Origin of the sequence: Kosakonia sp. LAM2021, assembly GCF_016620385.1 — a bacterium.
In the GTDB taxonomy this organism is placed as follows: domain Bacteria; phylum Pseudomonadota; class Gammaproteobacteria; order Enterobacterales; family Enterobacteriaceae; genus Kosakonia; species Kosakonia sacchari.
Window position 1 is genome coordinate 251,813 of record NZ_JAENHT010000001.1, and the last position, 22,908, is coordinate 274,720.

The following is a 22,908-nucleotide window of genomic DNA, read 5'->3' on the forward strand; positions in this document are numbered from 1 at the left end:
TAACGACGTTGAACGATGTTTGCTGGAAGCAGGATATTGTCCCCTGCAGGAATCGAACTTTTTACTTAACTTTTTGTTTGATTGGTTTTTTTTAATATTTTATTAGGCGATTTATACACGATTCTATACGCATGTTATCTTCGCTATACGGAGGTGCTCATGCGTGTAGTTTCTTTGTGGAATCAGTTAAACGACTGGATTTACATTTCTTTACGCATATTGTTCATCAATTTTCTGCTTCATTAACATCTAACCACCGTTAGCAATGACTAACAAACACTAACATTCACCAATATTCACCAATATTCACTATTTACAGTCCTTCAATTTTTCTGAATATTGCTCTCTGGTCGCTAACTTTACGGCTAATATCTTCTGTGTAAGTATATATACATCCAATACGGATTTATTTTCTTGAGCATAAATTTAAGGAAGTGACGATGGGGCTATTACCTCGAAAAAACATATCTGAAGAAAAACTAAGACTTTTACGTATATCTGAAGTTATTAATTTAACCGGCTTACCTAAATCTACGATTTATTTAAAAATAAAAAACAAACAGTTTCCCACGCAATTACAGATAGGAACTCGTTCTGTAGCTTGGCTGGAAAATGAAATTCACGATTGGATAATTAATAATATCGAAAATAGAAAACATTAACCGCTTATAAACCAACTCTGAAATTTAATTAGCTAAAAGGTGTTTTTATGAATAGCCTTCAATTAGAGGGTGCGGGTTCACTCGCCCTGCAATTTACTAAAAGTAATTACGTTGCCAAAATTCAAAACTATAAAGTTATTCCATTTAATGATTCGAACAGTGACGCTGCATGTATTGCCCGTATTATCGAAATTTTTACGCTAAGCAAAGTACGCGCTGAAGGGGAAAAACTGTTTTCGTTAACCGGCCTGGTCATTCCTGATACTGGTGCTGAAGCCGGTGAAATTAATATGTTGCTAAAGCGCTGCATTCAGCTTTGCCGCCATGAGGAAGAGGAACTTGGCTACAGAGAACGTGCAGCCGCTGAAGCCAAAACGGCAACAAAGCAGGTTTATACCGCCCGCAGTGTTGCCGAGATGAAAAACCGGGGGTCACATCCTGTCAGCCGTGCTGATGCTGAATATCTTTATCAGGCCTCGCAACACCGGGTTGAAGAGCAACGAAAGCGGGTAAACCATTTCCGGTCTTTACCTGGTTTACTTGTTGAAGAAGCCAGGCATATTGGAAAGGGTGTGGATAAACCGGTGCTGCATTCATTTCCCGCTTCCCTGCGCGTTCCGGCAGAAATTACGACCTCTAATCAGGAACCGGCAATTTCCAGTGCCGCAAGGTTTGTTATGGATGCCCTTGATGAGCTGGTAAAAGCGGTGCGTGAAATCATTAAACACTGCACTCCACCATCTGACAGGTACGCCTTAAATAATGGTGGCTTGCTGCGGGTGGCAGCTTATAAAGAGTATTACAGGGCGGATAATACCCTGTTACGTGCGGTGGTTACCGGTGAGGATTATGCCGATTACCGTCTGCAATGCCATAAACTGACCGAACGAAAAGAAAAGCTTTTTTCCGTCTAATTTATTCAGGGTGTATTTATGTTTGCTTTTAAAAATCAAAAGCCGGATGCGGCACGTCTCTATCATGAGAAATTCACAGGTAATTCCAGAGCTGATGTTAATGAAGGGCGTCGTTTTTCTCTTCGTGGTAATAAAGAAAATATTCTCCGTGCATCTATTCTGGAATCAGGCTGGATGATGGGGCAGATCACGCTGCGTGATGTTAATGCTGTCTCCGGTAATGCCATCAATGTCGGTGCCAGTGAGTTACATACTGGCCGGGTTGCGGGCGGACGCTTTCGTAAAAAGGTGGCAATAAATGGAACCGAATTCTGGCTGTCAGAAACGGATACCTGCGCCACTATCGGTTACGGCGAAATGTCGGATATTTATAACCTTGGTCACGCCGGTAATTTTGATGAGGTGATGGATACCTTTTTCAGCCAGGCCTATTCACTGGATATGTTACGAACGGGTTTTAATGGTACATCCATTTCAGAAACGACTGACCCGGAAGGAAATAAGAAAGGCGAGGACGTCAATATTGGCTGGCATGCGCTGGCAAAGGATTATCAGAAAGGAAAGCAGATTATTTCTGAACCGCTGACCCTGGGTGAAACGGGGCACTGGAAAAATATCGATTTACTGGCTAACCATCTCATCACCAGTGTTATCGCCGAACCGTTCCGGGAAGATCCCCGACTGGTGGTAATGGTTGGCGCTGAGCTTGCCGCACAACAACGTCTGCGCCTCTTTAACGCCGCTGACCGCCCGGCAGATATCAGTGCCGCGCAGATGGCCAGCAGTTCCATCGCCGGGCGCTTTGCGTTCATTCCGCCCTTTATGCCCGGTAAGCGTCTTGCTGTCACCACGCTGAGTAATCTGCATATCTATACGCAGGCGAATACACGTTATTTCCGCGCCGAATTTGACGAGGATAATTGCGAATATGTGCATTCCTATCTGAGAAATGAAGGCTACGCGCTGGGTAATCCGGAACTCTATGCTGCTGTTGATGAGAGCGCTGTTTCTCTCGTTGAGTAATGTTCCCGCAAATAAAAAGCCCGCTGATTATTTAGCGGGCTTTGAGAACATTTTTAGGTGAAAAAATGAAGCTCACAGAGTGGCAGACCCTGTAAGGACATTCAGAATGCCAGGATTTTGAGAAATGAACAATACAATAAATTCGGTTATAAATTTCTTGCGTCGCTTTTATCTGGCGGGCTATAGTTCCGCCGTTGCCGCAAAATCGGCAACCGGGCGTGGAAACCCGTGTAATCTGAAGGCGACACCAGACGCGCCATGCGTCTTTTTTTGTGTCTTTGTCTTTGCACATCTGTTACTTGCGCAGCGGTTTCTATACCGTTGTAGCTATCGCGTAATGGTGGCTCAGGCGGGGCTGACTTCGGTCAGGCCGGTATCCTTCAGAGCCGGTATTTCCACCCCCGTCTGGGCTACCACCAGTGAGCGTGGAAACTCCGGTGGTGGCGTTAACCGCTATCTGAAGGAGGTTGCCATTATGGCTACAGTCCCCGCGTTGCCGCACCCCGAATATACCTTTCTGTTTCTTGCCGTGCGTCGTACCGACGGTAAAGCCCTGCCTGCGCCGGTTCGTATTACTGCGCATAACGAACGTGATGCCCGTCTGCAACTGATTACTGAGTTTGTTCTCTGCTTTGCTGGCCGTATTCCCTCCAGGACTTCCGGGGAGGCAAGGGCATGAAAGAGATTTCTGCTGTGCAGTCTGGCTGCACCCTGTCTGATACTGGCGAAAACCGTCTGTTGCGCGTGACGCTGGCCAGTGAATTCCTTGCTGATTTGTTATCCGGGTGTGGTTCTTCCGGTTCACGAACCGTTTCCGCTGAAGGGGCTGCGGCGATGTTTGCCTGTCTGGCCGAACAGCTCGACGGAGTTGTAAAGGAAACCAGCACCATGAAGGGGAACCACAATGATCAGTAACGAATCCCTTGTTTCCCCTGCCTTTCGTACTGCATTACTGCGCCGCTATATCGCAGAGGCTTTCATTTCCCTGATGCGGCGCGTCAATGGCGAGGCCGCTTATATCGAAGATGGCGAACGCGTGGCGCTGACGCCTGACAAAGTGGCCATGAACATTCTTTATCACCTTGAAATACCGTGGATGGATGAGTTTGGTATCGAAGAGGGCAGTCGCCTTGCCGCAGAGGTACTGGAAAAAATGCTCGCGCCGGGTTTTATGGGCGAAACGCTCCGGCTGTCGGTTGAGGGCGTTACGGAGATGCGTGAGGTTTACCGGGACATTATTTTTGGCGCGCCTGACGGGGAACTGCCGCCGGGTTATGAATTCATGTGCTGCGGTGAGCGGGAGGGGAGCCAGTGAAACCAGTCTCTGTAACATCGGTAGCCTCTGCCGCGCGTGGCCGCTGGCCTCATATTCTTTCGGCGCTGGGGATCGACATACCGGCAGGCCACCGCCACGGCGCATGCCCGAAATGTGGCGGCACGGATCGTTTTCGCCTGGATGATAAAGAGGGACGCGGAACATGGTTCTGCAATCAGTGCGGTAACGGTGATGGTCTGGATCTCGTTCGTCTGGTGACCGGCAAAGGGGTTAAAGAGGCATCGGGCATGGTGGCCGGAACATTGTCTCTGGCAGAAGTGAGCCAGCAACCCGTTAAGCCAGCCAGGAATGAAGCTGCACGGCAGGCAAATGGCCGGGCGCGCTTTCATCAGCTGATGAAGAAAAGCAGACAGGGGGAAAGCCGCTACCTGAGCGATCGCGGTCTTTATGGCCACGCTTTCAGCCTGTCTGAGCAGCCCGTCACGGTGGCGGGAACGGTTTTTCCTGCCGGTTCACTGCTGCTGCCACTGACTGACAGCGACGGTGTTATTACCGGCGGTCAGCTTATCAGCCCCGAAGGGGATAAAAGTCTGTTACCGGGCAGCCAGCTGAGCGGCAGTTTTATCGCGCTGGCTGACATACCCGCGACGCCGCCTGAACAGGTCATCATCACAGAGGGTTTCGCCACCGCGCTCACGGTTTCCCTGATTGCTTCCGGCTGGGTTATTGCCGCTGTGGCGGCGACGAATCTCCTTAAAACGGCTGAAAAAATACGGCAGAAATGGCCGGATAGCCGCATTGTGCTGGCCGCTGATAACGATCTGCTGGACGGGAAAGAAAATACCGGGCGTCTGTGGGCGGAAAAGGCCGCAAAAGCGGTTAACGGCTGGGTGACCCTGCCGCCGACCCGTCATAAGGCTGACTGGGATGATTTTCGTCAGGAAAATGGTCTGGAGCGTGCCCGCGAGGCGTTCCGGGATGAAATGACCCTGCATGGCCGGGGGCAGACACGGCTGCCGGAGGGGTTCCGCCTCACTAAAGAATACCTCTGGTATGACAAGCTGGTTAATAAATCGGACGGGGACACGGAGATCCGCAATATCAAGATTTCCAGCCCTATCCGTGTCACGGCCATTACCAGCGATGCTGATGGCAGCAATTACGGGCGGCTGCTGGAGTGGGAGGACACCAACGGCAATCCCCGGAAATGGGCGATGCCGATGGAAATGCTGGGCGGCAGCGGAGAAGAGCTGCGTCGCGTCCTGCTGGTTAACGGGCTTTCCTATATCAATGTTAACGGTGCGGCAAGGGCGCACCTGATGGAATACATCTCGCTGTGTAAGCCGGAAAACAAAGTGACCTGCGTGAACCGAACCGGCTGGCATGGCGGCGTGTACGTTTTACAGGATGAAGTGATTGGCCGCGATGCGCGGTCGGTCATTCTCCAGACTTCCAGCGTTCAGGGACGGGATTTCCGGGTGAATGGCACATCGGAAGAGTGGCGGGAGCACATCGGGCGCTACTGCACCGGGAACGCAAGACTGGCTTTCAGCGTCAGCCTGGCCTTTGCTGCACCACTGCTGCAACTGGTCGGCATGAGCGGCGGCGGCTATCACCTGAAAGGGGAATCGACGGACGGCAAAACCACCACCATGAAAGTGGCGGCATCCGTCTGCGGCGGAACGGATTTCTGGCATACGTGGCGCGCAACGGGTAACGCGCTGGAGGGAACAGCCAGCCGCCGCAATGACGCCACACTGATGCTCGATGAAATCCGCGAGGTGGACGGACGCGAGGCGGGGAATATTGCTTACATGCTGGCCAACGGCCAGGGCAAGGCCAGAGCCAGAACAGACGGTTCCGTGCGGGAAACGAACCGCTGGAACCTGCTGTTTCTCTCCACCGGCGAATTGTCCCTGGTGGAGCATGCGGCAAACGCGGGGGAACGCACTTATGCCGGTGTTGAGGTGAGGATGATCCAGATCCCCAGCGATTCCGGCAAATACGGGGTGTTTGAAGAACTGCATGGTTTCAGCGGCGGCAAGGCGCTGTCTGAACATCTGGAACAAGGCGTGGCGCAGTTCCACGGTGCGCCGTTCCGTGACTGGCTGCGCCACATCACGGCTTCGCTGCCGGAGGTGACCAGCCAGGCGAAGGCGATGCTGAAAGAGTTCACGCGCAGGCTGACGCCGCAGGATGCGGGGAATCAGGTCGGGCGGGCGGTGACCCGCTTTGCCCTGGTGGCGATGGCCGGGGAACTTGCCACCCGCGCCGGTATTACTGGCTGGGCGGAAGGTGAGGCCTACGCAGCGGCAGAGCGTTGTCTGGCGTCGTGGATGGTGGATCGTGGCCATTCAGCCAATCAGGAAGATCGCGCCGCGCTGGAACAGGTGCGCGACTTTATCACGCGTAACCAGTACAGCCGTTTTGCAGACTGGCACGACGACAGGAACCGCCCGGTGGCCATGATGGGTTTTCGCAAAGTGGATACGGGCAGTCAGACCACGGAAACGGTCACGACATTTTATGTCCTGCCGTCAGGCTGGAAGGAAATCTGTAAGGGCTTCAATGCCAGTAAGGTGGCAAAACTCTGCGTCAGCGCGGGCTGGCTGGAGCCGGGCAGGGACGGGCGAACCCAGACCAGCCTTCGCCTGCCAGAAATAGGCCTCAAACGGGTGTATCAGTTTAATACGAATGTACTGGGCGACCCGGAAGAATAGCTTCACGTGAGTCTTATTTTTATGAGGTAACACAGGTAACAGAGGTAACAGCCAGACACCACAGGGGTTACGGGTGTTACCAGTTAAAAAACAGGAGTGGTAACAGAGGTAACAAAAACCGGGTGTTACCACCCGTTACCTCGATAAAAAAAGCAGAGGTAACGGTATTTATCTTTATAAATCAATGATGTTACCAGTGTTACCGCTGTTACACGCTCTCAGGTAAACAGACTTATCCTGTCAGCCCTTTTTCTGGCAGGCAATTAATTAAGGAAACTGCATGCGCATAATGAAAATGACCTGCCCCGAATGTCTTGCCGACGCCAAAATCCGCAAGACCAACCGCAAGCATCCGCAGCTGGCGGACGTTTACTGTAGCTGTACCAACGTTGAATGCGGCCACACCTTTGTAATGAGCGTGTCTTTTTCGCATACCATCAGCCCCAGTGCTCTTAAGGGGCAGGGAAGGGTTAAAGAGCTGATTGATGCCCTGCCGGAACAGGATCGCGATAAGGCGCTGGAACTTCTGCTCCGGGCAAAAAAACGGGCTTAATGGTGGCAGGCCGGGAGACGAAACGTGTGCCCGGTACTGCCTGATTGTGATGAAATTTTTTCAGTATATCGCTTCGCTAACACTCTAACTTTAAACAAGTTATTATTTTCGTGTTGAGCGTTATCTCTTCCTGAATAGTGACGTAAAATTAAAAATCCTTTCTGAAACAATCACCTGAAATAATTAGCGCCAGTCCTGAAAGTGCAGAAACTGAAAAAAACTGAAATCCGTTTCAATTTTTTCAGTCCGGTTTTCATGCCAGAGAGCCAGCACTGTCGCGGGCTGGCTTACCGGTTTGTAGAAAAACAAAACTGAAAAAATTTACTGGTATGAAAGTGGCAGGCGGGTGCGGTGTAGTGCCGTTTTTGTTCGATTTGGATTTTTTTCATTTATTAGTTGTTATGTCATATCTAGCAATAAATCTATTTCGATGACGTTGATAAGGCTCAGGAATAGTGATAATAATCAAATTGGGATAAACCTTATTTACAAACTGGAGTCGCGCTATTAGTGAGCGAGATTTATAAAATTTGATATTCATCACAAATTTTAAATGGGGATAACTATGGCAAAAAACCTTCCTGCTTTCATGAATGCCACGGGAACTATCAGTAAAATTCTTGATAAAATTAAGGTTGCGGCTACACCTGAACGCTTTACGCAAGATTTTCTATCTACAGGATTAGGTTTTTCTGGTGGGGGGGCAAAGGCATTTATACCTTTAGCAAAAAAAATGGGCATTCTTGCTTCTGATGGTACCCCAACAGAACTCTATCGGCAGTTCAGAAACACTAATACGTCCATCTCTAGAGCAGCAATGGGTAAAGCATTAAAAAATGCTTATCCAGATGTTTATGCGCGAAATGAATACGCTCACAAACTCTCAAAAGCTGACCTTGAGGGATTGCTTGTTGAAATGACGGGACTTGAAAAAGGAAATTCTTCTGTTCGCGCAGTTATCGGAACCTTTGAGGCAATACGGGCTTTTGCTAATTTTGATACAATTTCTGAGCCGATTGTTGAAAGTGAAACAGCAGGCGAAACTACCGAAAAGAATGCAGAAAATTTTAGCGATGTTTATGATCCGGGAGTAAAGCTTGGTCTTTCTTATACAATAAATCTTGTGCTGCCTAAGACCGATGATGTTGCTGTTTTTAATGCTATATTTAAAAGTTTACGTGATAATCTTTTGAGAAAATAGTATGGAAGATAAAATTAAAGTTTTTGCTTTTTCAAATAAAATAGCAGAAAGAGAATTGGATCGTCTCGAGTATGATATGAAAATTGACTTGGGAAGAGGAGGAAACTTTGCTGATGATATCGACGAGGATTACTACCCTCAATTTAGTCATGATGTGAGAGTAAAGGCTAGGGAAATGTCAATTCATTATGAATTGTTTTATTGTTTGGAGGTGTCAATTAGAGGCTTGATAAAAGAAAAACTAGTTTCTGAATTAGGTGATGATTGGTGGGGGGGAGAGAACATTCCGGAACATATCAAAAAAAATGTTAAAGATAATATGCAGAGAGAGATCGATTCTGCTTTTACTCCTCGCTCAGATGATGAATTGGATTATACAACTTTTGGAGAGTTAGGTGAGATCGTAAGGAAAAACTGGAAGCATTTTGCTGACCTTTTCAATAGTGAAAAGGCATTCAATCGAGTGATGAATAGCCTCAATTTGCTCCGTGGACCGATTGCTCATTGTAGCCCATTAGCAGAGGATGAAATTGTTCGTTTGAAACTGACACTTAAAGATTGGTTTCGACTTATGGAATGATTATGTTAGTTATTAAATTTTCAATGAGATATTTTAGGAGATGTCATGGATTTTAAATTTATTACAGATGTTTTTGAAACTACCGGTTTAATATATGAGGTTAATGATGGTAAGTTATATGTAATTATTAATGATAACAGACTTGAAATTAAATTTGCGGATAGTTATCCAGAGATTATAAAAACGTACTCTAAGTCTAGGCAATATCAATTTAATAGTGAGAAAAATACGTTACTAAGCTACAGATCGGTTGAGGTAGTAGTGCAAAGACTTAACCAAAATACATTTGAAACACCACGGTTTGAGTTTAAGTCTAATTCTGCGCGTCAAGTTTTGCTTTCTCGATCAACTAAAGAATTTTCACTTAGTCATTTTAAATCTAATGATTACATAAATTATTTTACTAGGTTCGTTAAGCCAAGATTAATAAGGCGAGCGAGAAATAGAATGAGCTATATTTATTTTAATATGCTGGTTTGGAATCCCGTAACTATAAAATACTCTGTCTCAAGGAAGATTGATTCGGAAAAAATGTTTAGTGATGCGTTTCAGTGTTTTGAAAGTTGCTTGTATAAGCTTGCTGTGGACTATTCTCAAGCCTGGGATTTGTATAAAGGTAGGCGTCTTATTTATGCTGCATTACATAATGAAGATGAGGTGGAGTTGAATATTCCACTTGGTGTTTATGATAAAAACTTAGTCAACTATTATAAGGTTGCTGTAAGTAGTCAATTCCCGAGTCAATCATTCCTTTCCTATTACCATGTGTTAGAATATAATTTTTTGAGTGTGTCGGAGGCGGAGTTACAATCAAAATTAAAAGCTAATATCCAATCTACAAGTTTTTTTGGTTCGCCCGCTGATATCGTTTCTATAATAAATATTGTAAAAAAACATTCCGATAAATCGGACGAGAAAGATATGTTGATGAGAGTACTGAGAAAGTTTGTCGATGAAGAGGAGTTAAAGGAGTTTATAATACAGTTTGAAATTGATGCTGGGGAGAAGTTGTATACTAAGGCAAGGATGGTTTTTGGGGAGAAATTATCTATTAATATAACTAACGAACATATGATACCTAATACAGCCCAAATGCTGAAGCATATTAGAAATGCTCTTGTTCATTCTTCTGATAAATATAATAGAGATGACTGCCATATCCCATTGACTGAATCAGAAGAGTTAGTCAGTTGCTATGTGCCCCTAGTCCGTTTTCTAGCTGAGCAAATTATCCGGGCAAAATAAATATTATTCGGTCAATATTATGACTTGAAAAGAAAATTTGAATAGAATTGAATCATTTCCCTTCTTTTTGATATGTACTGCGCATGATTATAAGTACCTCGAATCGAGTTTTTATCAACATGCGCAAGCTGCATTTCAATCCAGGCACTTTCAAAGCCATGCTCGTGCAAGATGGTGCTCATGGTATGCCTGAAGCCGTGCCCGGTTAACCGGCCATGATACCCAAGCAGCTTGATTACTTTGTTGATGCTGGCTTCACTCATTGGCTTTCTGACATCGTTGCGACCTGGGAAAACGAGGCTGTAATTGCCTGTGATCACCTGGAGTTTTTTCAGAATGTCGATTGCTTGGGTGGATAACGGAACCAGGTGCGGGCGGCGCTTTTTCATGCGTTCTTTTGGGATCTCCCATAACGCATTGTCGAGATCGAATTCTTTCCACTCTGCCGCGCGTAACTCAATAGTACGAACGCCGGTAAGCATCAGCAGCTGCGTGGCGTATTTCGTTACCAGACTCCCTTCATAATTCTCCAGAGCTTTAACAAATGCGGGTAGCTCACTTTCTGTCAGGAACGGGAAATGTTGTGTTTTAGGCTTGCTGAGTGCGATAGCCAGATCGGGAGCGAAATTGTATTTTGCCCGTCCGGTTGCCACGGCATATCGAAGCACTTCGCCGCAACGGCGACGAATTTTGCTGGTCTGTTCCAGTGCGCCTCGTTTCTCAATTTTTTGCAGGACTGTTAGTAGTTCTAGCGGTTCGATTTGTTCAATGGGACGCTGACCGATATAGGGGAAAATATCCTTCTCAAGGCAGTTCAGAACCTCTCTTGCGTACCCGTGCGACCATGTGGCCGTTTTTGATGAATGCCACTCTTTGGCGACGGCCTCAAAGCTGTTTTCATGGGCGAATTGCAGCGCGATTTTTTCAGCTTTGCGGGCTTCGCTGGGGTTAATGCCCTTTGCCAACATAGAACGACATTCCTCGCGCTTTTGCCGTGCTTCAGCGAGCGATACCTCACCATACACACCGAAGGAGATCATCTTTGGTTTACCGGCGAATCGGTAACGAAAGCGCCAGCCCTTACTGCCTGTCGTATCTATAAGCAGTGACAGACCCATCCCGTCATTGAGGGTGTAGGCCTTTTCTTTGGGTTTGGCGCGTTTAATTTGGAGGTCGGATAGCAGCATGTGTATAGAAAAAAAGATCGAACCGGGTTATACACAATCCTATACGCAAGTGTGTATAGATTCTATTAGAAAATATGGAACTTAGTTAGACGTGGATTTTTGAAATTTTCTTTAATTTTTAGCGGATTATGGAACTTTTTGGACTGTCTGAGGCTTGGTCATGGTGTCCCCTGCAGGAATCGAACCTGCAACTAGCCCTTAGGAGGGGCTCGTTATATCCATTTAACTAAGGGGACAAAGCGGCGGGAGTATAACGTTATTTACGTCTCGCGTTAAGCTCACCGGCCGCCAAGTGATTAAACTGTCGCCGTTTATGCCTCTTTTTCTGCGCCGTCACGTTGCTGTTTTTGCTCGTCGGCGCGGGCTTTTGCCTCGGCTTTACGCGCATTGATCATATCGTTACGGATCTGCGCGTGACTGAGCAGGGCAAAAATAAAGGTGCCGCCGCAAATATTCCCGGCGAGTGTCGGCAAAGCGAAAGGCCAGATAAATTCGCTCCAGTGCAGCGTACCGTTAAACACCAGATAGAAAATCTCCACCGCGCCGACCACAATATGTGTGGTGTCCGCCAGCGCGATAAGCCAGGTCATTAAAATGATCACCACAATTTTCGCCGCGCCCGCCGACGGGAACATCCACACCATGGTAGCGATGATCCAGCCGGAAATAATGGCGTTAGAGAACATCTCCAGCGGCGTGTTCTTCATTACATCCATGCCGATTTTGACAAAAGCGTCGCGCGTGGCTTCATCGAATATGGGCATATACTCGAACGCCCAGGCAGCAATAGCTGTACCAACCAGATTCCCCAGTAACACCACGCTCCATAAGCGTGTCATCAGGCCAAAGTTAACCCAACTGGGTTTTTGCATCACTGGCAATACGGCCGTGACGGTGTTTTCGGTAAACAGCTGCTGGCGCGCCATGATGACAATAATAAAGCCAAAGGTGTAACCGAGGTTTTCCAGCAGGAAACCGCCGGGAACACCGTCGAGCTGTACGTGGAAAATCCCTTTTGCCAGCAGCGACGCGCTCATCGATAAGCCCGCCGCAATCGCTGACCAGAACAGCGCCATCGCATCGCGTTCCAGCTCTTTTTCTCCGTCCTGGCGAATATGTTCATGAATCGCCATCGCACGTGAGGGCAGGCGCTCTTCATCAAGTTCTATTTTCTTCCCACTTTTCTTCTCGTCGCTCTCAACTTGTATGTCATCGCTGTGTTTGTCGAGTTTCTCTTCTTTAATATTGTCCACGATGGCCTCGCTTGGTGATGGCGGCAAAATTTAAGCGTAGCGGTTTTCGCGCTTATTCCGTGACGGCATCGTCCTAAATTGCGCGAAAAGCAATAATGGCAATACGATATTGAGGAAGTTTGTATAGAATTGTTAACGAGCCGTAAAGGTGAGTTCGGTTAGGCTGAGTGAGATTTGTTCGCTGCGTGGACATCGGAATATGTGCTGATACAATGCGTTGCGCATTGTCTGCGCAAAACGGATTTCCGCGTTTGCGTTATTCAAAATGGCATTCAGCGATGACCATTTTCTTCAGGGAGACACCTATGAAATTCCGCCTGTCGGCGCTTGCGCTGGCTACCACTGTGCTGGTCGGTTGTGCCAGTTCCGGTAAAGATTCGCAGGGACGTTCAGACCCGCTGGAAGGGTTCAACCGCACCATGTACAGCTTCAACTTCAATGTACTGGATCCGTATGTTGTCAGGCCCGTTGCCGTTGTCTGGCGTGATTACGTGCCGCAGCCAGCGCGTAATGGCCTGAGCAACTTCACCAGCAACCTTGAAGAACCGGCGGTGATGGTGAACTTCTTCTTACAAGGCGATCCGTACCAGGGGATGGTTCACTTTACGCGCTTCTTCCTGAACACCCTGCTGGGGATGGGCGGCCTGATGGATGTCGCTGGTGCTGCAAACCCGAAATTGCAGCGCGTTGAACCGCACCGTTTTGGTAGCACGCTGGGGCATTACGGCATGGGTTACGGCCCGTATATGCAACTGCCGTTCTATGGCAGTTTCACGCTGCGTGAAGACGGTGGTGATATGGCCGATACGCTCTATCCAGTGCTGTCGTGGCTGACCTGGCCGCTGTCGGTGGGCAAATGGACGGTCGAAGGCATTGAATCGCGCGCGCAACTGCTGGATTCAGACGGCCTGCTGCGCCAGTCTTCCGATCCGTACATTCTGGTGCGTGAAGCCTACTTCCAGCGCCACGACTTTATCGCCAACGGCGGTAAGCTGAAACCGCAGGAAAACCCGAACGCGCAGGCGATAGAGGGCGATTTGAAAGACATCGACTCGCAATAAGCCAAAGCACAGCAAATAAAAAAGGTGAGCACGGCGCTCACCTTTTTTTATGCCTGATGGTTTATCAGAACGCGTAGTTGAAGTTCGCGCCGTACAGCCATGCACGACCTTCAGACTGGAAGGTATACGGGCCTTCGGTGAATTTCACTTTCTGACCGTGCATATAAGAAACGCCGACGTCGACGGACGCATCTTTATTAAATGCGTAGGTCGCACCGGTGCTCAGCCAGAGGCGATCCTGATCCGGGATGGAGATGGAGCGTTTGTCTGCCGGAACCGGGCTATCATCGAAGGCGATACCGGCGCGGAAGGTCCAGTTATCATCCATGTAATAGGTGGTACCCAGCGCAATACGATAGGCGTCTTTAAAGCTCTCATCTTTATAGAACAGTGTCTGGCCGTTGTTGCCGGTCGCTTTCAGTTCCTGGAACTGACTCCAGCTGGTGTAAGTCAGGCTGTAGTGAACCGCCCACTGCGGATCAACGCGGTTATAACCCGACACTTCCCACATTTCCGGCAGATGTAATGAGAGCGAACCGTTGGTGGTGGAACCGCCGGTGCCATATGGCAAGCCCAGGCCTAGTGCCGCATTGATCGGGTTCAGCGTCGCTGGCAGGCTGCTCTTATAATCGCCGTCGAAGTCGACTTTTACTTCGGAGCGGTAGGTTAATGCGTAACGGTTGTTTTTATCCAGCTCGTAGAGAATACCGGCGTTCCAGCCAAAGCCCCACTCATCACCTTTCAGATGGGCGATTTGCGTATCGCGGCTAATACCGCCAGCCTGCGCGCCAATCGCGGCGGCTTGTTGCGCGGACAACTGACCGGATTGCACCAGCCCTGGCAGACCTGCGCCGATGATTTGTGGCAGGTCACCCGCGTAGCGCTCGACTTTCGCTTTGGCATAAACGGCGTCGAAACCGAGGCCGAAGCTCCAGTGGCTATCCAGACGATACGCACCGCTCAGGTTGAGATTCAGCGTTTCGAGGTCGGTTTTACCACCCATTGAACCGGCGGCGTAGTTGTTATTGAACTCGGTGGCCAGCCCGTAGTTAGAGGTCACGGACGCGCCCCAGCCAAATTGATCGTTAATCGGTGCCACGAAGTGCAGGTTCGGGATCCACGCGGTCGGGGCGATATTATCCTGGCTGGCATTGTTGCCAATGGCAGAACGGCCCGTCACGTTAACATCCGGATCGACGAACACCGCGCCACCAGAGAAGGTCGGGCGATCAAACATGGTGATCAGCGCCGGGTTGCGACTGACGTTGCCTGCGTCATCAGCGATAGCACCTTCACCGGAATAAGCTCGGCCAAGGCCAGAAGATGAAAACTCGTTGAGTTGGAAGCCTGCGGACCAGGCCTGGGTAGAAACGATTGCCACTGCGACTGCCAACGCAGATTTGGTAAACCGGGTTTTCTGGCTCATGACCATAACCTCATTCGAAATCGATTTATTTTTATACAAACTTTGTTACGCGGGGTAACAGGAGCGCGAAGTGTAGGGTCTGAGGTACATCTGAGAAATCAGACCAGTGGCGAGAGTATAGGTCTGACCAGAGGAAATGTTGCAAGTATGTATATAAGATTTTTCAATTGTGATCTTCGAAACGGGATCTGCGCAGCAAAATTGCCCCCGGTGTTAATCAGTCGATTAGATGATTTTTGTTTTAGATCATTTTTAAGTGTGATTTCGGTCACTTATCACCGCTTGCGGAATTAACGACTGGAGCCACATTCCCTCGCGGCGTAAAATATGCGCAACGTTTATCTGGCACCTTGGGTGCGAATTCAGAGGAAATCTACCATGAGTAAATGCAGTGCTGATGAAACCCCGGTTTGCTGCTGTATGGATGTTGGCACCATTATGGACAACTCCGACTGCACCGCCTCTTACAGCCGCGTGTTCGCTAAACGCGCCGATGCTGACGAAACCCTCGCTGCACTGAGCGCCAGAGCCCGCAGCGTGGAATCCGATCCCTGCCAAATCACCTCCACGTTTACAGAAGTGGCAGACGGTGTGCGCCTGGATATCGATTTTGTCTTCGCTTGCGAAGCCGAAACGCTGATTTTCCAGCTCGGTCTGCGTTAATTATCCCGCCAACGCTCCCGTCCAGCGGGAGCGTTTTGTTAAGTATCTCTGTGCCTTAGCTCCCATTTTTTTCTCCCTCCCATTGGCTAAATGTAAAAAATTGGTTAAGACTGTTATCAGGTCAGACCACTTAATGCATTACGCTGTTAACAGGGGAGTGTTATGAAGGCATTACCGCTTGTCACCCGCCAGGGCGACCGCATTGCCATTGTCAGTGGGTTACGTACCCCTTTTGCCCGCCAGGCGACCGTCTTTCACGGCGTGCCGGCCATTGATCTTGGCAAAATGGTGGTGGGAGAGATGCTGGCACGCAGCGAAATTCCCCCCGAAGTGATTGAGCAACTGGTCTTTGGCCAGGTGGTTCAAATGCCAGAAGCGCCGAATATTGCGCGCGAAATTGTGCTTGGCACCGGCATGAGTGTGCATACCGACGCTTACAGCGTAAGCCGCGCCTGCGCGACCAGCTTCCAGGCGGTGGCGAATGTCACCGAAAGCCTGCTGGCGGGCACCATTCGTGCCGGTATCGCCGGTGGTGCAGACTCATCTTCAGTGCTGCCAATTGGCGTCAGCAAAAAACTGGCGCGAACGCTGGTGGATGCCAACAAAGCGCGCAGCATGGGGCAAAAACTGAAACTCTTCTCGCGCCTGCGTCTGCGCGATCTGCTGCCGGTTCCCCCGGCGGTGGCGGAATATTCCACCGGCCTGCGCATGGGCGACACCGCTGAACAGATGGCAAAAACTTACGGTATCAGCCGTGAGCAGCAGGATGCGCTGGCGCACCGCTCACACCAGCTTGCCGCACAAGCCTGGGCCGAAGGCAAACTGGCAGAAGAGGTGATGACCGCTTATGCACCACCGTTTCGCGATCCGGTCGAAAAAGATAACAACGTACGCACAAACTCAAGCCTGGCGGATTATGCAAAACTGCGTCCGGCGTTTGATCGCCAACACGGTACCGTGACGGCGGCCAACAGTACGCCGCTTACTGATGGCGCAGCGGCGGTGATCCTGATGACCGAATCCCGTGCCAAAGAGCTGGGGCTGGTGCCGTTGGGATACCTGCGTAGTTATGCGTTTACCGCCATTGATGTGCGTGAAGATATGCTGCTTGGCCCGGCGTGGGCAACGCCGCTGGCGCTGGAGCGAGCCGGGTTATCAATGGCGGATTTAACCCTGCTTGATATGCACGAAGCCTTTGCCGCGCAAACCCTGAGTAACCTGAAGCTGATGGCCAGCGAACGTTTTGCCCGTGAAGTGCTGGGGCGTTCACAGGCGACCGGCGAAGTGGATGACAGTAAATTTAACGTGCTTGGCGGTTCTATCGCTTATGGGCACCCGTTTGCCGCTACCGGCGCGCGTATGATCACTCAGACCCTGCATGAGCTGCGCCGTCGTGGCGGCGGTTTTGGTCTGGTGACGGCCTGTGCCGCGGGCGGTCTGGGTGCGGCAATGGTTCTGGAGGCAGAGTAATGACCACAACATCGGCATTTACCCTTAGTGTGCGTCCCGACAATGTGGCGGTAGTCGCTATTGATGTACCGAACGAGAAGATGAACACGCTGAAAGCGGAGTTCGCGACGGATGTTCGCGCCATTTTAAAACAGATCCGCGATAACAAAGCGTTGCGCGGCGTGGTGTTTATCTCAGCAAAACCGGACAACTTTATTGCGGGCGCGGATATCAATATGATCGCCCGCTGCCAGACGGCGAAAGAGGCCGAAGAGCTTGCCCGCCAGGGGCAGCAACTGATGGCGGAAATCCATGCGCTGACGATCCCGGTCGTCGCCGCGATTAATGGCCCGTGCCTCGGCGGTGGGCTGGAGCTGGCGCTGGCGTGCCATCGCCGGATTTGTACGAACGATGCCAAAACGGTGCTGGGATTACCGGAAGTGCAACTGGGCTTGCTTCCCGGCTCCGGCGGTACGCAGCGTTTGCCGCGTCTGATTGGCGTGAGTACCGCGCTGGAGATGATCCTCACTGGTAAGCAGTTACGCCCACGGCAGGCCTTAAAAGTGGGTCTGGTTGACGATGTGGTTCCGCCTTCCATTTTGCTGGACGCCGCCGTCGGGCTGGTTTCGCAGGGGCGTCCTGCCAGCCGCCATTTACCGGCGCGCGAGCGCATTCTTGCCGGGCCGCTTGGCCGCACGTTACTGTTCCGCATGGTGGCGAAGCAAACGGAGCAGAAAACCCAGGGGAATTATCCTGCTGCGTCGCGCATTCTCTCGGTGATTGAAACCGGTCTTGCCCAGGGGCGCAGCAGCGGTTATGACGCCGAAGCCCGTGCGTTTGGTCAACTGGCGATGACGCCGCAATCGCAGGCGCTGCGACATCTCTTCTTTACCAGTACCGATATCAAAAAAGATCCTGGCAGCGTCGTCGAACCCGGCCCGCTTAACAGTGTCGGTGTGCTGGGCGGCGGGTTGATGGGCGGCGGTATCGCGTTTGTCACGGTCAGCAAAGGTGGTTTGCCGGTGCGCATTAAAGATATTAATGCGAAGGGCATTAACCATGCGCTGAAATACAGTTGGCAACAGCTGGATAAAAAAGTGCGACGTCGTTACCTGAAACCCGCCGAGCGCGACAGCCAGATGGCGAAGATCTCCGGTTCGCTCAATTATCGTGGCTTCGCCCACCGCGATCTGGTGATTGAAGCAGTATTCGAAGATTTAGCGTTGAAGCAGAAAATGGTAGGTGAAGTCGAAGCCAACTGTGCGGCGCATACTATTTTCGCCTCCAATACCTCGTCTTTACCTATCGGCGATATTGCTGCGAATGCGGCGCGTCCGGAAAAGGTCATCGGATTACATTTTTTCAGCCCAGTGGAAAAAATGCCGCTGGTTGAGGTGATCCCCCATGCCGGCACCGATGAGCAGACCATTGCCACGACGGTGAAGCTGGCGAAAAAACAGGGCAAAACGCCCATTGTGGTGGCAGATAAAGCGGGTTTTTACGTTAACCGCATCCTCGCGCCTTATATTAATGAAGCGATGCGTCTGTTAAGCGAAGGGCAACGCATTGAAACGATCGATCAGGCACTGGTGAAATTCGGTTTTCCGGTGGGCCCCATCCAGTTGCTGGATGAAGTGGGGATCGATACCGGCACCAAAATTATCCCGGTACTGGAAGCCGCCTACGGGGAACGTTTTAGCGCGCCTGCAAGTGTGGTTAACGCAATCTTGAATGACGATCGCAAAGGCAGAAAAAATGAGCGCGGTTTCTATCTTTACCCGGCGAAAGGGCGTAAAAGCAAAAAACAGCCAGACCCATCGATCTACCGCTTAATCGGTGTTTCAGATGGCACGCAGTTACCGCCCCAGCAGATAGCAGAACGGTGCGTGATGTTGATGCTGAACGAAGCGGCTCGCTGCTTTGATGAACAGGTGATTCGCAGCGCGCGCGATGGCGACATTGGTGCCGTGTTTGGTATCGGTTTCCCACCGTTCTTGGGTGGGCCATTCCACTATATGGATGCGCTGGGCGTAAGCGAAGTGGTGGCGACACTACAGCGTTTACAGGCGCTGTACGGCGAGCGTTTTGCCCCTTGCGAGCCGCTGTTACGGATGGCGGAACAAGGCGTAACTTTCTGGCCGACAAAAGAAACTGAACGTTTCAGTTAGTGTCTAAAAAAGTAATTCTGTTATACCTCATGGGCTTTACGGTTATTTAATAAACAGTGATTGACTATACTTGCGCCATTGAGGTAAAAAACAGCGTTTCATTCAACGAATGGATCAGGCACAATGCCCGGCCATTAATATTTTCCGGTGTCGTGAAATGATTTTGCGGTGAAAGTATTAATGATTCTGGTTAACAAAAGCGGTGCAATATGCAAGTTTTTATCATGCGTCACGGCGACGCTGCCCTCGATGCAGCCAGTGACTCGGTTCGTCCCTTAACCCCTTGTGGCTGTGACGAAACCCGTCAAATGGCAACATGGTTGAAAGGCCAAAAAGTGGATGTTGAACGTGTTCTGGTCAGCCCTTTTTTACGTGCTGAACAGACGCTGGATAAGGTAGGGGAGTGTATGAACCTGCCTGACAACGTGGATGTCCTGCCGGAACTGACGCCCTGCGGCGATATCGGCCTGGTTAGCGCCTATTTGCAGGCGCTGGCAAATGAAGGTACTTCCGCCGTGCTGGTGATCTCTCACCTGCCGCTGGTCGGATACCTGGTGTCCGAGCTCTGCCCGGGTGAAGCGCCGCCGATGTTTACCACCTCCGCCATCGCCTGCGTTACGCTGGGTGAAGACGGTAAAGGTGTCTTTAACTGGCAAATGAGTCCCTGCAACCTGAAGATGCCAAAAGCTATCTGATTCGCCGGACCATGAAAGATAAAGAGCCGCATTGCGCGGCTCTTGTCGTTTCTGCTTCAGGGCAACTCCGGCGGTTGCCACTCTTCTATTTCAATAAGCACCAGTATCGCCGCGTCACCGCCATACTCTTTCGGGGCCTGGTGAAACGCCATCACATGCGGGTGCTGCGCCAGCCATAGCGGTGTCTGCTGCTTGAGAATATGTTTGCCGTGGCCGTGCATCACGCAGGCGCAAAACACATGTTCGCGACGGCAGGCGGCAATCAACGCCCCCAGTTCCTGCTTCGCCTGAAGCTGGGTTAAACCGTGCAGATCAAGAAACAGCTCCGGGGCATAATCGCCACGGCGGATCTTTTTCAACTCAAAATGGCTGACATCGTCGCGCACATATTTTACCGGACCTTCGGTGTTTAACAGCGGCTGGAACTCATCAGAAAAATAGTGGCTGTTATCGGCCTGCTCCTGCAACAACCGTTTCTCCGGCACTTCAGTGATTTTTTTTCGCGCCGGGCGATGAACTACGGTGTCCTGCTTAATCTGGCGTGTACCGGTCATTAGTTGCCGGAACAGCGCCTGTTCCTCCTCGCTAAGCGATGGTTTCTTTTTCATCTGCGCATCTCATCTTTTCTTTTTTTCAGTGTACCCGACTCATTGCGCCAGCGGTGCAGCAAAATGCATTTTTACCCCGCGCAGGTGCGTGAGAATGCTGATTTATCGCCGTCTTCGTGGCAAACTAGCCGCCGAATTTAATGCGAGCATGCGCCTGGGGGATACCATGGATAAAATTTTCGTCGACGAAGCAGTGAACGAACTGCACACCATTCAGGACATGTTGCGCTGGTCGGTAAGCCGATTTAGCGCCGCCAATATCTGGTACGGCCACGGCACCGACAATCCATGGGATGAAGCGGTACAACTGGTGTTGCCAACGCTCTACCTGCCGCTGGATATCCCGGAAGATATGCGCACCGCGCGCCTGACCTCCAGCGAGCGTCACCGCATTGTTGAGCGCGTGATCCGCCGCGTTAATGAACGTATTCCGGTGGCTTACCTCACCAATAAAGCCTGGTTTTGCGGCCACGAATTTTATGTCGATGAGCGCGTGCTGGTGCCGCGTTCGCCGATTGGCGAGCTGATTAACAACCATTTTGCTGGTCTTATCGATGAACAGCCGAAGCATATTCTTGATATGTGTACCGGTAGCGGCTGTATCGCGATTGCCTGTGCTTATGCCTTCCCGGAAGCGGAAGTGGACGCCGTCGATATCTCCACAGACGCGCTGGCGGTAACCGAGCACAACATCGAAGAGCACGGGCTTATTCACCATGTGACGCCAATCCGCTCCGACGTTTTCCGCGACTTGCCGAAAGTGCAGTACGACCTGATTGTGACCAACCCGCCGTATGTTGACGAAGAAGATATGGCGGATCTGCCGTCTGAGTATCGCCACGAACCGGAACTGGGCCTGGCCTCCGGCAGCGATGGCCTGAAACTGACGCGCCGCATCCTCGCCTGCGCGCCGGATTACCTCTCTGACAACGGCATCCTGATTTGTGAAGTGGGTAACAGCATGGTACATCTGATGGAACAATATCCGGACGTACCGTTTACCTGGCTGGAGTTTGATAACGGCGGGGACGGCGTCTTCATGCTGACCAAAGCGCAGCTTATCGCCGCTCGCGAACACTTCAGCATTTATAAAGATTAAAACGACGCTCAACACAGACAACGACAACGGAGCCGTGATGGCAGGAAACACAATTGGACAACTCTTTCGCGTAACCACCTTCGGCGAATCGCATGGCCTGGCGCTCGGCTGTATTGTCGACGGCGTGCCGCCGGGCATTCCGCTGACCGAGGCGGATCTGCAACACGATCTGGACAGACGCCGCCCGGGGACATCGCGCTACACCACTCAGCGCCGCGAGCCGGATCAGGTGAAAATTCTCTCCGGCGTGTTTGAAGGCGTGACCACTGGCACCAGCATTGGTCTGCTGATTGAAAATACCGATCAGCGTTCGCAGGATTATGGCGCAATTAAAGATCTGTTCCGTCCGGGACATGCGGATTACACCTACGAGCAAAAATATGGCGTGCGCGACTATCGCGGCGGTGGCCGTTCTTCCGCCCGTGAAACGGCGATGCGCGTGGCGGCTGGCGCTATTGCTAAAAAATACCTGGCGCAGAAATTTGGCATTGTTATTCGTGGCTGTCTGACGCAGATGGGCGACATCCCGCTGGAGATCAAAGCGTGGGATCAGGTGGAGCAGAACCCGTTTTTCTGCCCGGACCCCGATAAAATCGACGCGCTGGATGAGCTGATGCGCGGCCTGAAAAAAGAGGGCGATTCCATTGGCGCGAAAGTGACCGTTGTCGCCGATGGCGTACCGGCAGGTCTTGGCGAGCCGGTGTTTGACCGCCTTGATGCGGATATTGCCCATGCGCTGATGAGCATTAACGCGGTGAAAGGCGTTGAAATTGGCGATGGCTTTGAGGTGGTAAAACTGCGCGGCAGCGAAAACCGCGACGAAATCACCAGACAGGGCTTTCAGAGCAATCACGCGGGCGGCATATTGGGCGGTATCAGCAGCGGTCAGCAAATTATCGCCAATATCGCGCTGAAACCCACCTCAAGCATTACCGTGCCTGGGAAGACGATCAACCGCTTTGGCGATGAGGTCGAAATGATCACCAAAGGTCGTCACGATCCGTGCGTTGGCATTCGTGCCGTACCGATCGCTGAAGCGATGCTGGCGATTGTCTTGATGGATCACTTCCTGCGTCAGCGCGCGCAAAACGCTGATGTAATAACCGAAATTCCACGCTGGTAATC

22 protein-coding genes and 1 tRNA gene are annotated in these 22,908 nt (G+C 50.8%); 18 read left to right on the top strand and 5 right to left on the bottom strand.

Annotation, left to right across the window (positions count from 1 at the left end; genetic code table 11):
* The first annotated feature begins 440 nt into the window (after window positions 1-440).
* From JKP81_RS01180 to JKP81_RS01230, 11 genes are all read left to right on the top strand, one after another.
* Window positions 441-662, top strand: a complete 222-nt coding sequence (locus JKP81_RS01180) for an AlpA family transcriptional regulator (RefSeq protein WP_200550295.1) — start codon at window positions 441-443, stop codon at window positions 660-662.
* A 47-nt stretch (window positions 663-709) separates the two neighbouring features.
* Window positions 710-1,576 (top strand): hypothetical protein, encoded by an 867-nt coding sequence (locus JKP81_RS01185; RefSeq protein WP_200550296.1) that lies wholly within the window; start codon window positions 710-712, stop codon window positions 1,574-1,576.
* A gap of 18 nt (window positions 1,577-1,594) precedes the next feature.
* Window positions 1,595-2,599, top strand: a complete 1,005-nt coding sequence (locus JKP81_RS01190) for a P2 family phage major capsid protein (protein WP_097406342.1) — start codon at window positions 1,595-1,597, stop codon at window positions 2,597-2,599.
* Between the two features lie 124 nt (window positions 2,600-2,723).
* Window positions 2,724-3,278 carry a host cell division inhibitor Icd-like protein gene (locus JKP81_RS01195; RefSeq protein ID WP_200550297.1) on the top strand — a complete coding sequence of 185 codons (555 nt, stop codon included), beginning with the start codon at window positions 2,724-2,726 and terminating at the stop codon, window positions 3,276-3,278.
* Window positions 3,275-3,514 (top strand): hypothetical protein, encoded by a 240-nt coding sequence (locus JKP81_RS01200; protein ID WP_200550298.1) that lies wholly within the window; start codon window positions 3,275-3,277, stop codon window positions 3,512-3,514. The genes JKP81_RS01195 and JKP81_RS01200 overlap by 4 nt, the downstream gene beginning before the upstream one ends.
* Window positions 3,504-3,914 carry a hypothetical protein gene (locus tag JKP81_RS01205; protein WP_200550299.1) on the top strand — a complete coding sequence of 137 codons (411 nt, stop codon included), beginning with the start codon at window positions 3,504-3,506 and terminating at the stop codon, window positions 3,912-3,914. Before JKP81_RS01200 ends, JKP81_RS01205 begins: the two co-directional genes overlap by 11 nt.
* Complete coding sequence (locus tag JKP81_RS01210) at window positions 3,911-6,595, top strand: DUF927 domain-containing protein (protein ID WP_200550300.1); 2,685 nt, start codon at window positions 3,911-3,913, stop codon at window positions 6,593-6,595. Before JKP81_RS01205 ends, JKP81_RS01210 begins: the two co-directional genes overlap by 4 nt.
* Window positions 6,596-6,875: 280 nt before the next feature.
* On the top strand, window positions 6,876-7,148 hold the full coding sequence (locus tag JKP81_RS01215) for an ogr/Delta-like zinc finger family protein (RefSeq protein ID WP_200550301.1): 273 nt from the start codon (window positions 6,876-6,878) through the stop codon (window positions 7,146-7,148).
* 565 nt (window positions 7,149-7,713) lie between these two features.
* Window positions 7,714-8,349, top strand: a complete 636-nt coding sequence (locus tag JKP81_RS01220) for a DUF5343 domain-containing protein (protein ID WP_200550302.1) — start codon at window positions 7,714-7,716, stop codon at window positions 8,347-8,349.
* Window position 8,350: 1 nt separating this feature from the next.
* Window positions 8,351-8,929 carry a Swt1 family HEPN domain-containing protein gene (locus JKP81_RS01225; RefSeq protein ID WP_200550303.1) on the top strand — a complete coding sequence of 193 codons (579 nt, stop codon included), beginning with the start codon at window positions 8,351-8,353 and terminating at the stop codon, window positions 8,927-8,929.
* A 45-nt stretch (window positions 8,930-8,974) separates the two neighbouring features.
* Entirely contained in the window at window positions 8,975-10,174 is a 1,200-nt protein-coding gene (locus JKP81_RS01230; RefSeq protein WP_200550304.1) for a hypothetical protein, read from the top strand.
* Between the two features lie 17 nt (window positions 10,175-10,191).
* Here JKP81_RS01230 and JKP81_RS01235 read toward each other — a convergent pair whose 3' ends face one another.
* The 3 genes from JKP81_RS01235 to JKP81_RS01245 all read right to left on the bottom strand — a co-directional run bounded on the left by JKP81_RS01235 (window position 10,192) and on the right by JKP81_RS01245 (window position 12,614).
* Window positions 10,192-11,361: a tyrosine-type recombinase/integrase gene (locus tag JKP81_RS01235; RefSeq protein ID WP_200550305.1), complete on the bottom strand. Its 1,170-nt coding sequence runs from the start codon at window positions 11,359-11,361 to the stop codon at window positions 10,192-10,194.
* 161 nt (window positions 11,362-11,522) lie between these two features.
* Window positions 11,523-11,597, bottom strand: a tRNA-Arg gene (locus JKP81_RS01240).
* Window positions 11,598-11,672: 75 nt separating this feature from the next.
* Window positions 11,673-12,614: a formate/nitrite transporter family protein gene (locus JKP81_RS01245; RefSeq protein ID WP_200550306.1), complete on the bottom strand. Its 942-nt coding sequence runs from the start codon at window positions 12,612-12,614 to the stop codon at window positions 11,673-11,675.
* A 305-nt stretch (window positions 12,615-12,919) separates the two neighbouring features.
* Between JKP81_RS01245 and mlaA the strand changes: the two genes are divergently transcribed.
* Window positions 12,920-13,675 carry a phospholipid-binding lipoprotein MlaA gene (gene mlaA, locus JKP81_RS01250; RefSeq protein ID WP_017458648.1) on the top strand — a complete coding sequence of 252 codons (756 nt, stop codon included), beginning with the start codon at window positions 12,920-12,922 and terminating at the stop codon, window positions 13,673-13,675.
* 64 nt (window positions 13,676-13,739) lie between these two features.
* On the opposite strand, the gene fadL is transcribed toward mlaA, so the two are convergent.
* Window positions 13,740-15,101, bottom strand: a complete 1,362-nt coding sequence (gene fadL / locus JKP81_RS01255) for a long-chain fatty acid transporter FadL (protein WP_200550307.1) — start codon at window positions 15,099-15,101, stop codon at window positions 13,740-13,742.
* A 378-nt stretch (window positions 15,102-15,479) separates the two neighbouring features.
* On the opposite strand from fadL, the gene JKP81_RS01260 reads away from it, so the two are divergent.
* The 4 genes from JKP81_RS01260 to sixA all read left to right on the top strand — a co-directional run bounded on the left by JKP81_RS01260 (window position 15,480) and on the right by sixA (window position 20,076).
* Window positions 15,480-15,764, top strand: coding sequence for a YfcZ/YiiS family protein (locus JKP81_RS01260; protein WP_200550308.1), 285 nt, complete (start codon window positions 15,480-15,482; stop codon window positions 15,762-15,764).
* Between the two features lie 162 nt (window positions 15,765-15,926).
* Window positions 15,927-17,234 carry an acetyl-CoA C-acyltransferase FadI gene (gene fadI, locus JKP81_RS01265; RefSeq protein ID WP_097407745.1) on the top strand — a complete coding sequence of 436 codons (1,308 nt, stop codon included), beginning with the start codon at window positions 15,927-15,929 and terminating at the stop codon, window positions 17,232-17,234.
* Window positions 17,234-19,381, top strand: coding sequence for a fatty acid oxidation complex subunit alpha FadJ (fadJ, locus tag JKP81_RS01270; protein ID WP_200550309.1), 2,148 nt, complete (start codon window positions 17,234-17,236; stop codon window positions 19,379-19,381). The genes fadI and fadJ overlap by 1 nt, the downstream gene beginning before the upstream one ends.
* A 209-nt stretch (window positions 19,382-19,590) precedes the next feature.
* Complete coding sequence (gene sixA / locus JKP81_RS01275; RefSeq protein ID WP_200550310.1) at window positions 19,591-20,076, top strand: phosphohistidine phosphatase SixA; 486 nt, start codon at window positions 19,591-19,593, stop codon at window positions 20,074-20,076.
* A gap of 56 nt (window positions 20,077-20,132) precedes the next feature.
* Here sixA and smrB read toward each other — a convergent pair whose 3' ends face one another.
* On the bottom strand, window positions 20,133-20,684 hold the full coding sequence (smrB, locus tag JKP81_RS01280; RefSeq protein ID WP_200550311.1) for an endonuclease SmrB: 552 nt from the start codon (window positions 20,682-20,684) through the stop codon (window positions 20,133-20,135).
* A 166-nt stretch (window positions 20,685-20,850) separates the two neighbouring features.
* On the opposite strand from smrB, the gene prmB reads away from it, so the two are divergent.
* Window positions 20,851-21,783 carry a 50S ribosomal protein L3 N(5)-glutamine methyltransferase gene (prmB, locus tag JKP81_RS01285; RefSeq protein WP_131406943.1) on the top strand — a complete coding sequence of 311 codons (933 nt, stop codon included), beginning with the start codon at window positions 20,851-20,853 and terminating at the stop codon, window positions 21,781-21,783.
* Between the two features lie 37 nt (window positions 21,784-21,820).
* Entirely contained in the window at window positions 21,821-22,906 is a 1,086-nt protein-coding gene (aroC, locus tag JKP81_RS01290; protein ID WP_200550312.1) for a chorismate synthase, read from the top strand.
* The last annotated feature ends 2 nt before the right edge of the window (window positions 22,907-22,908 follow it).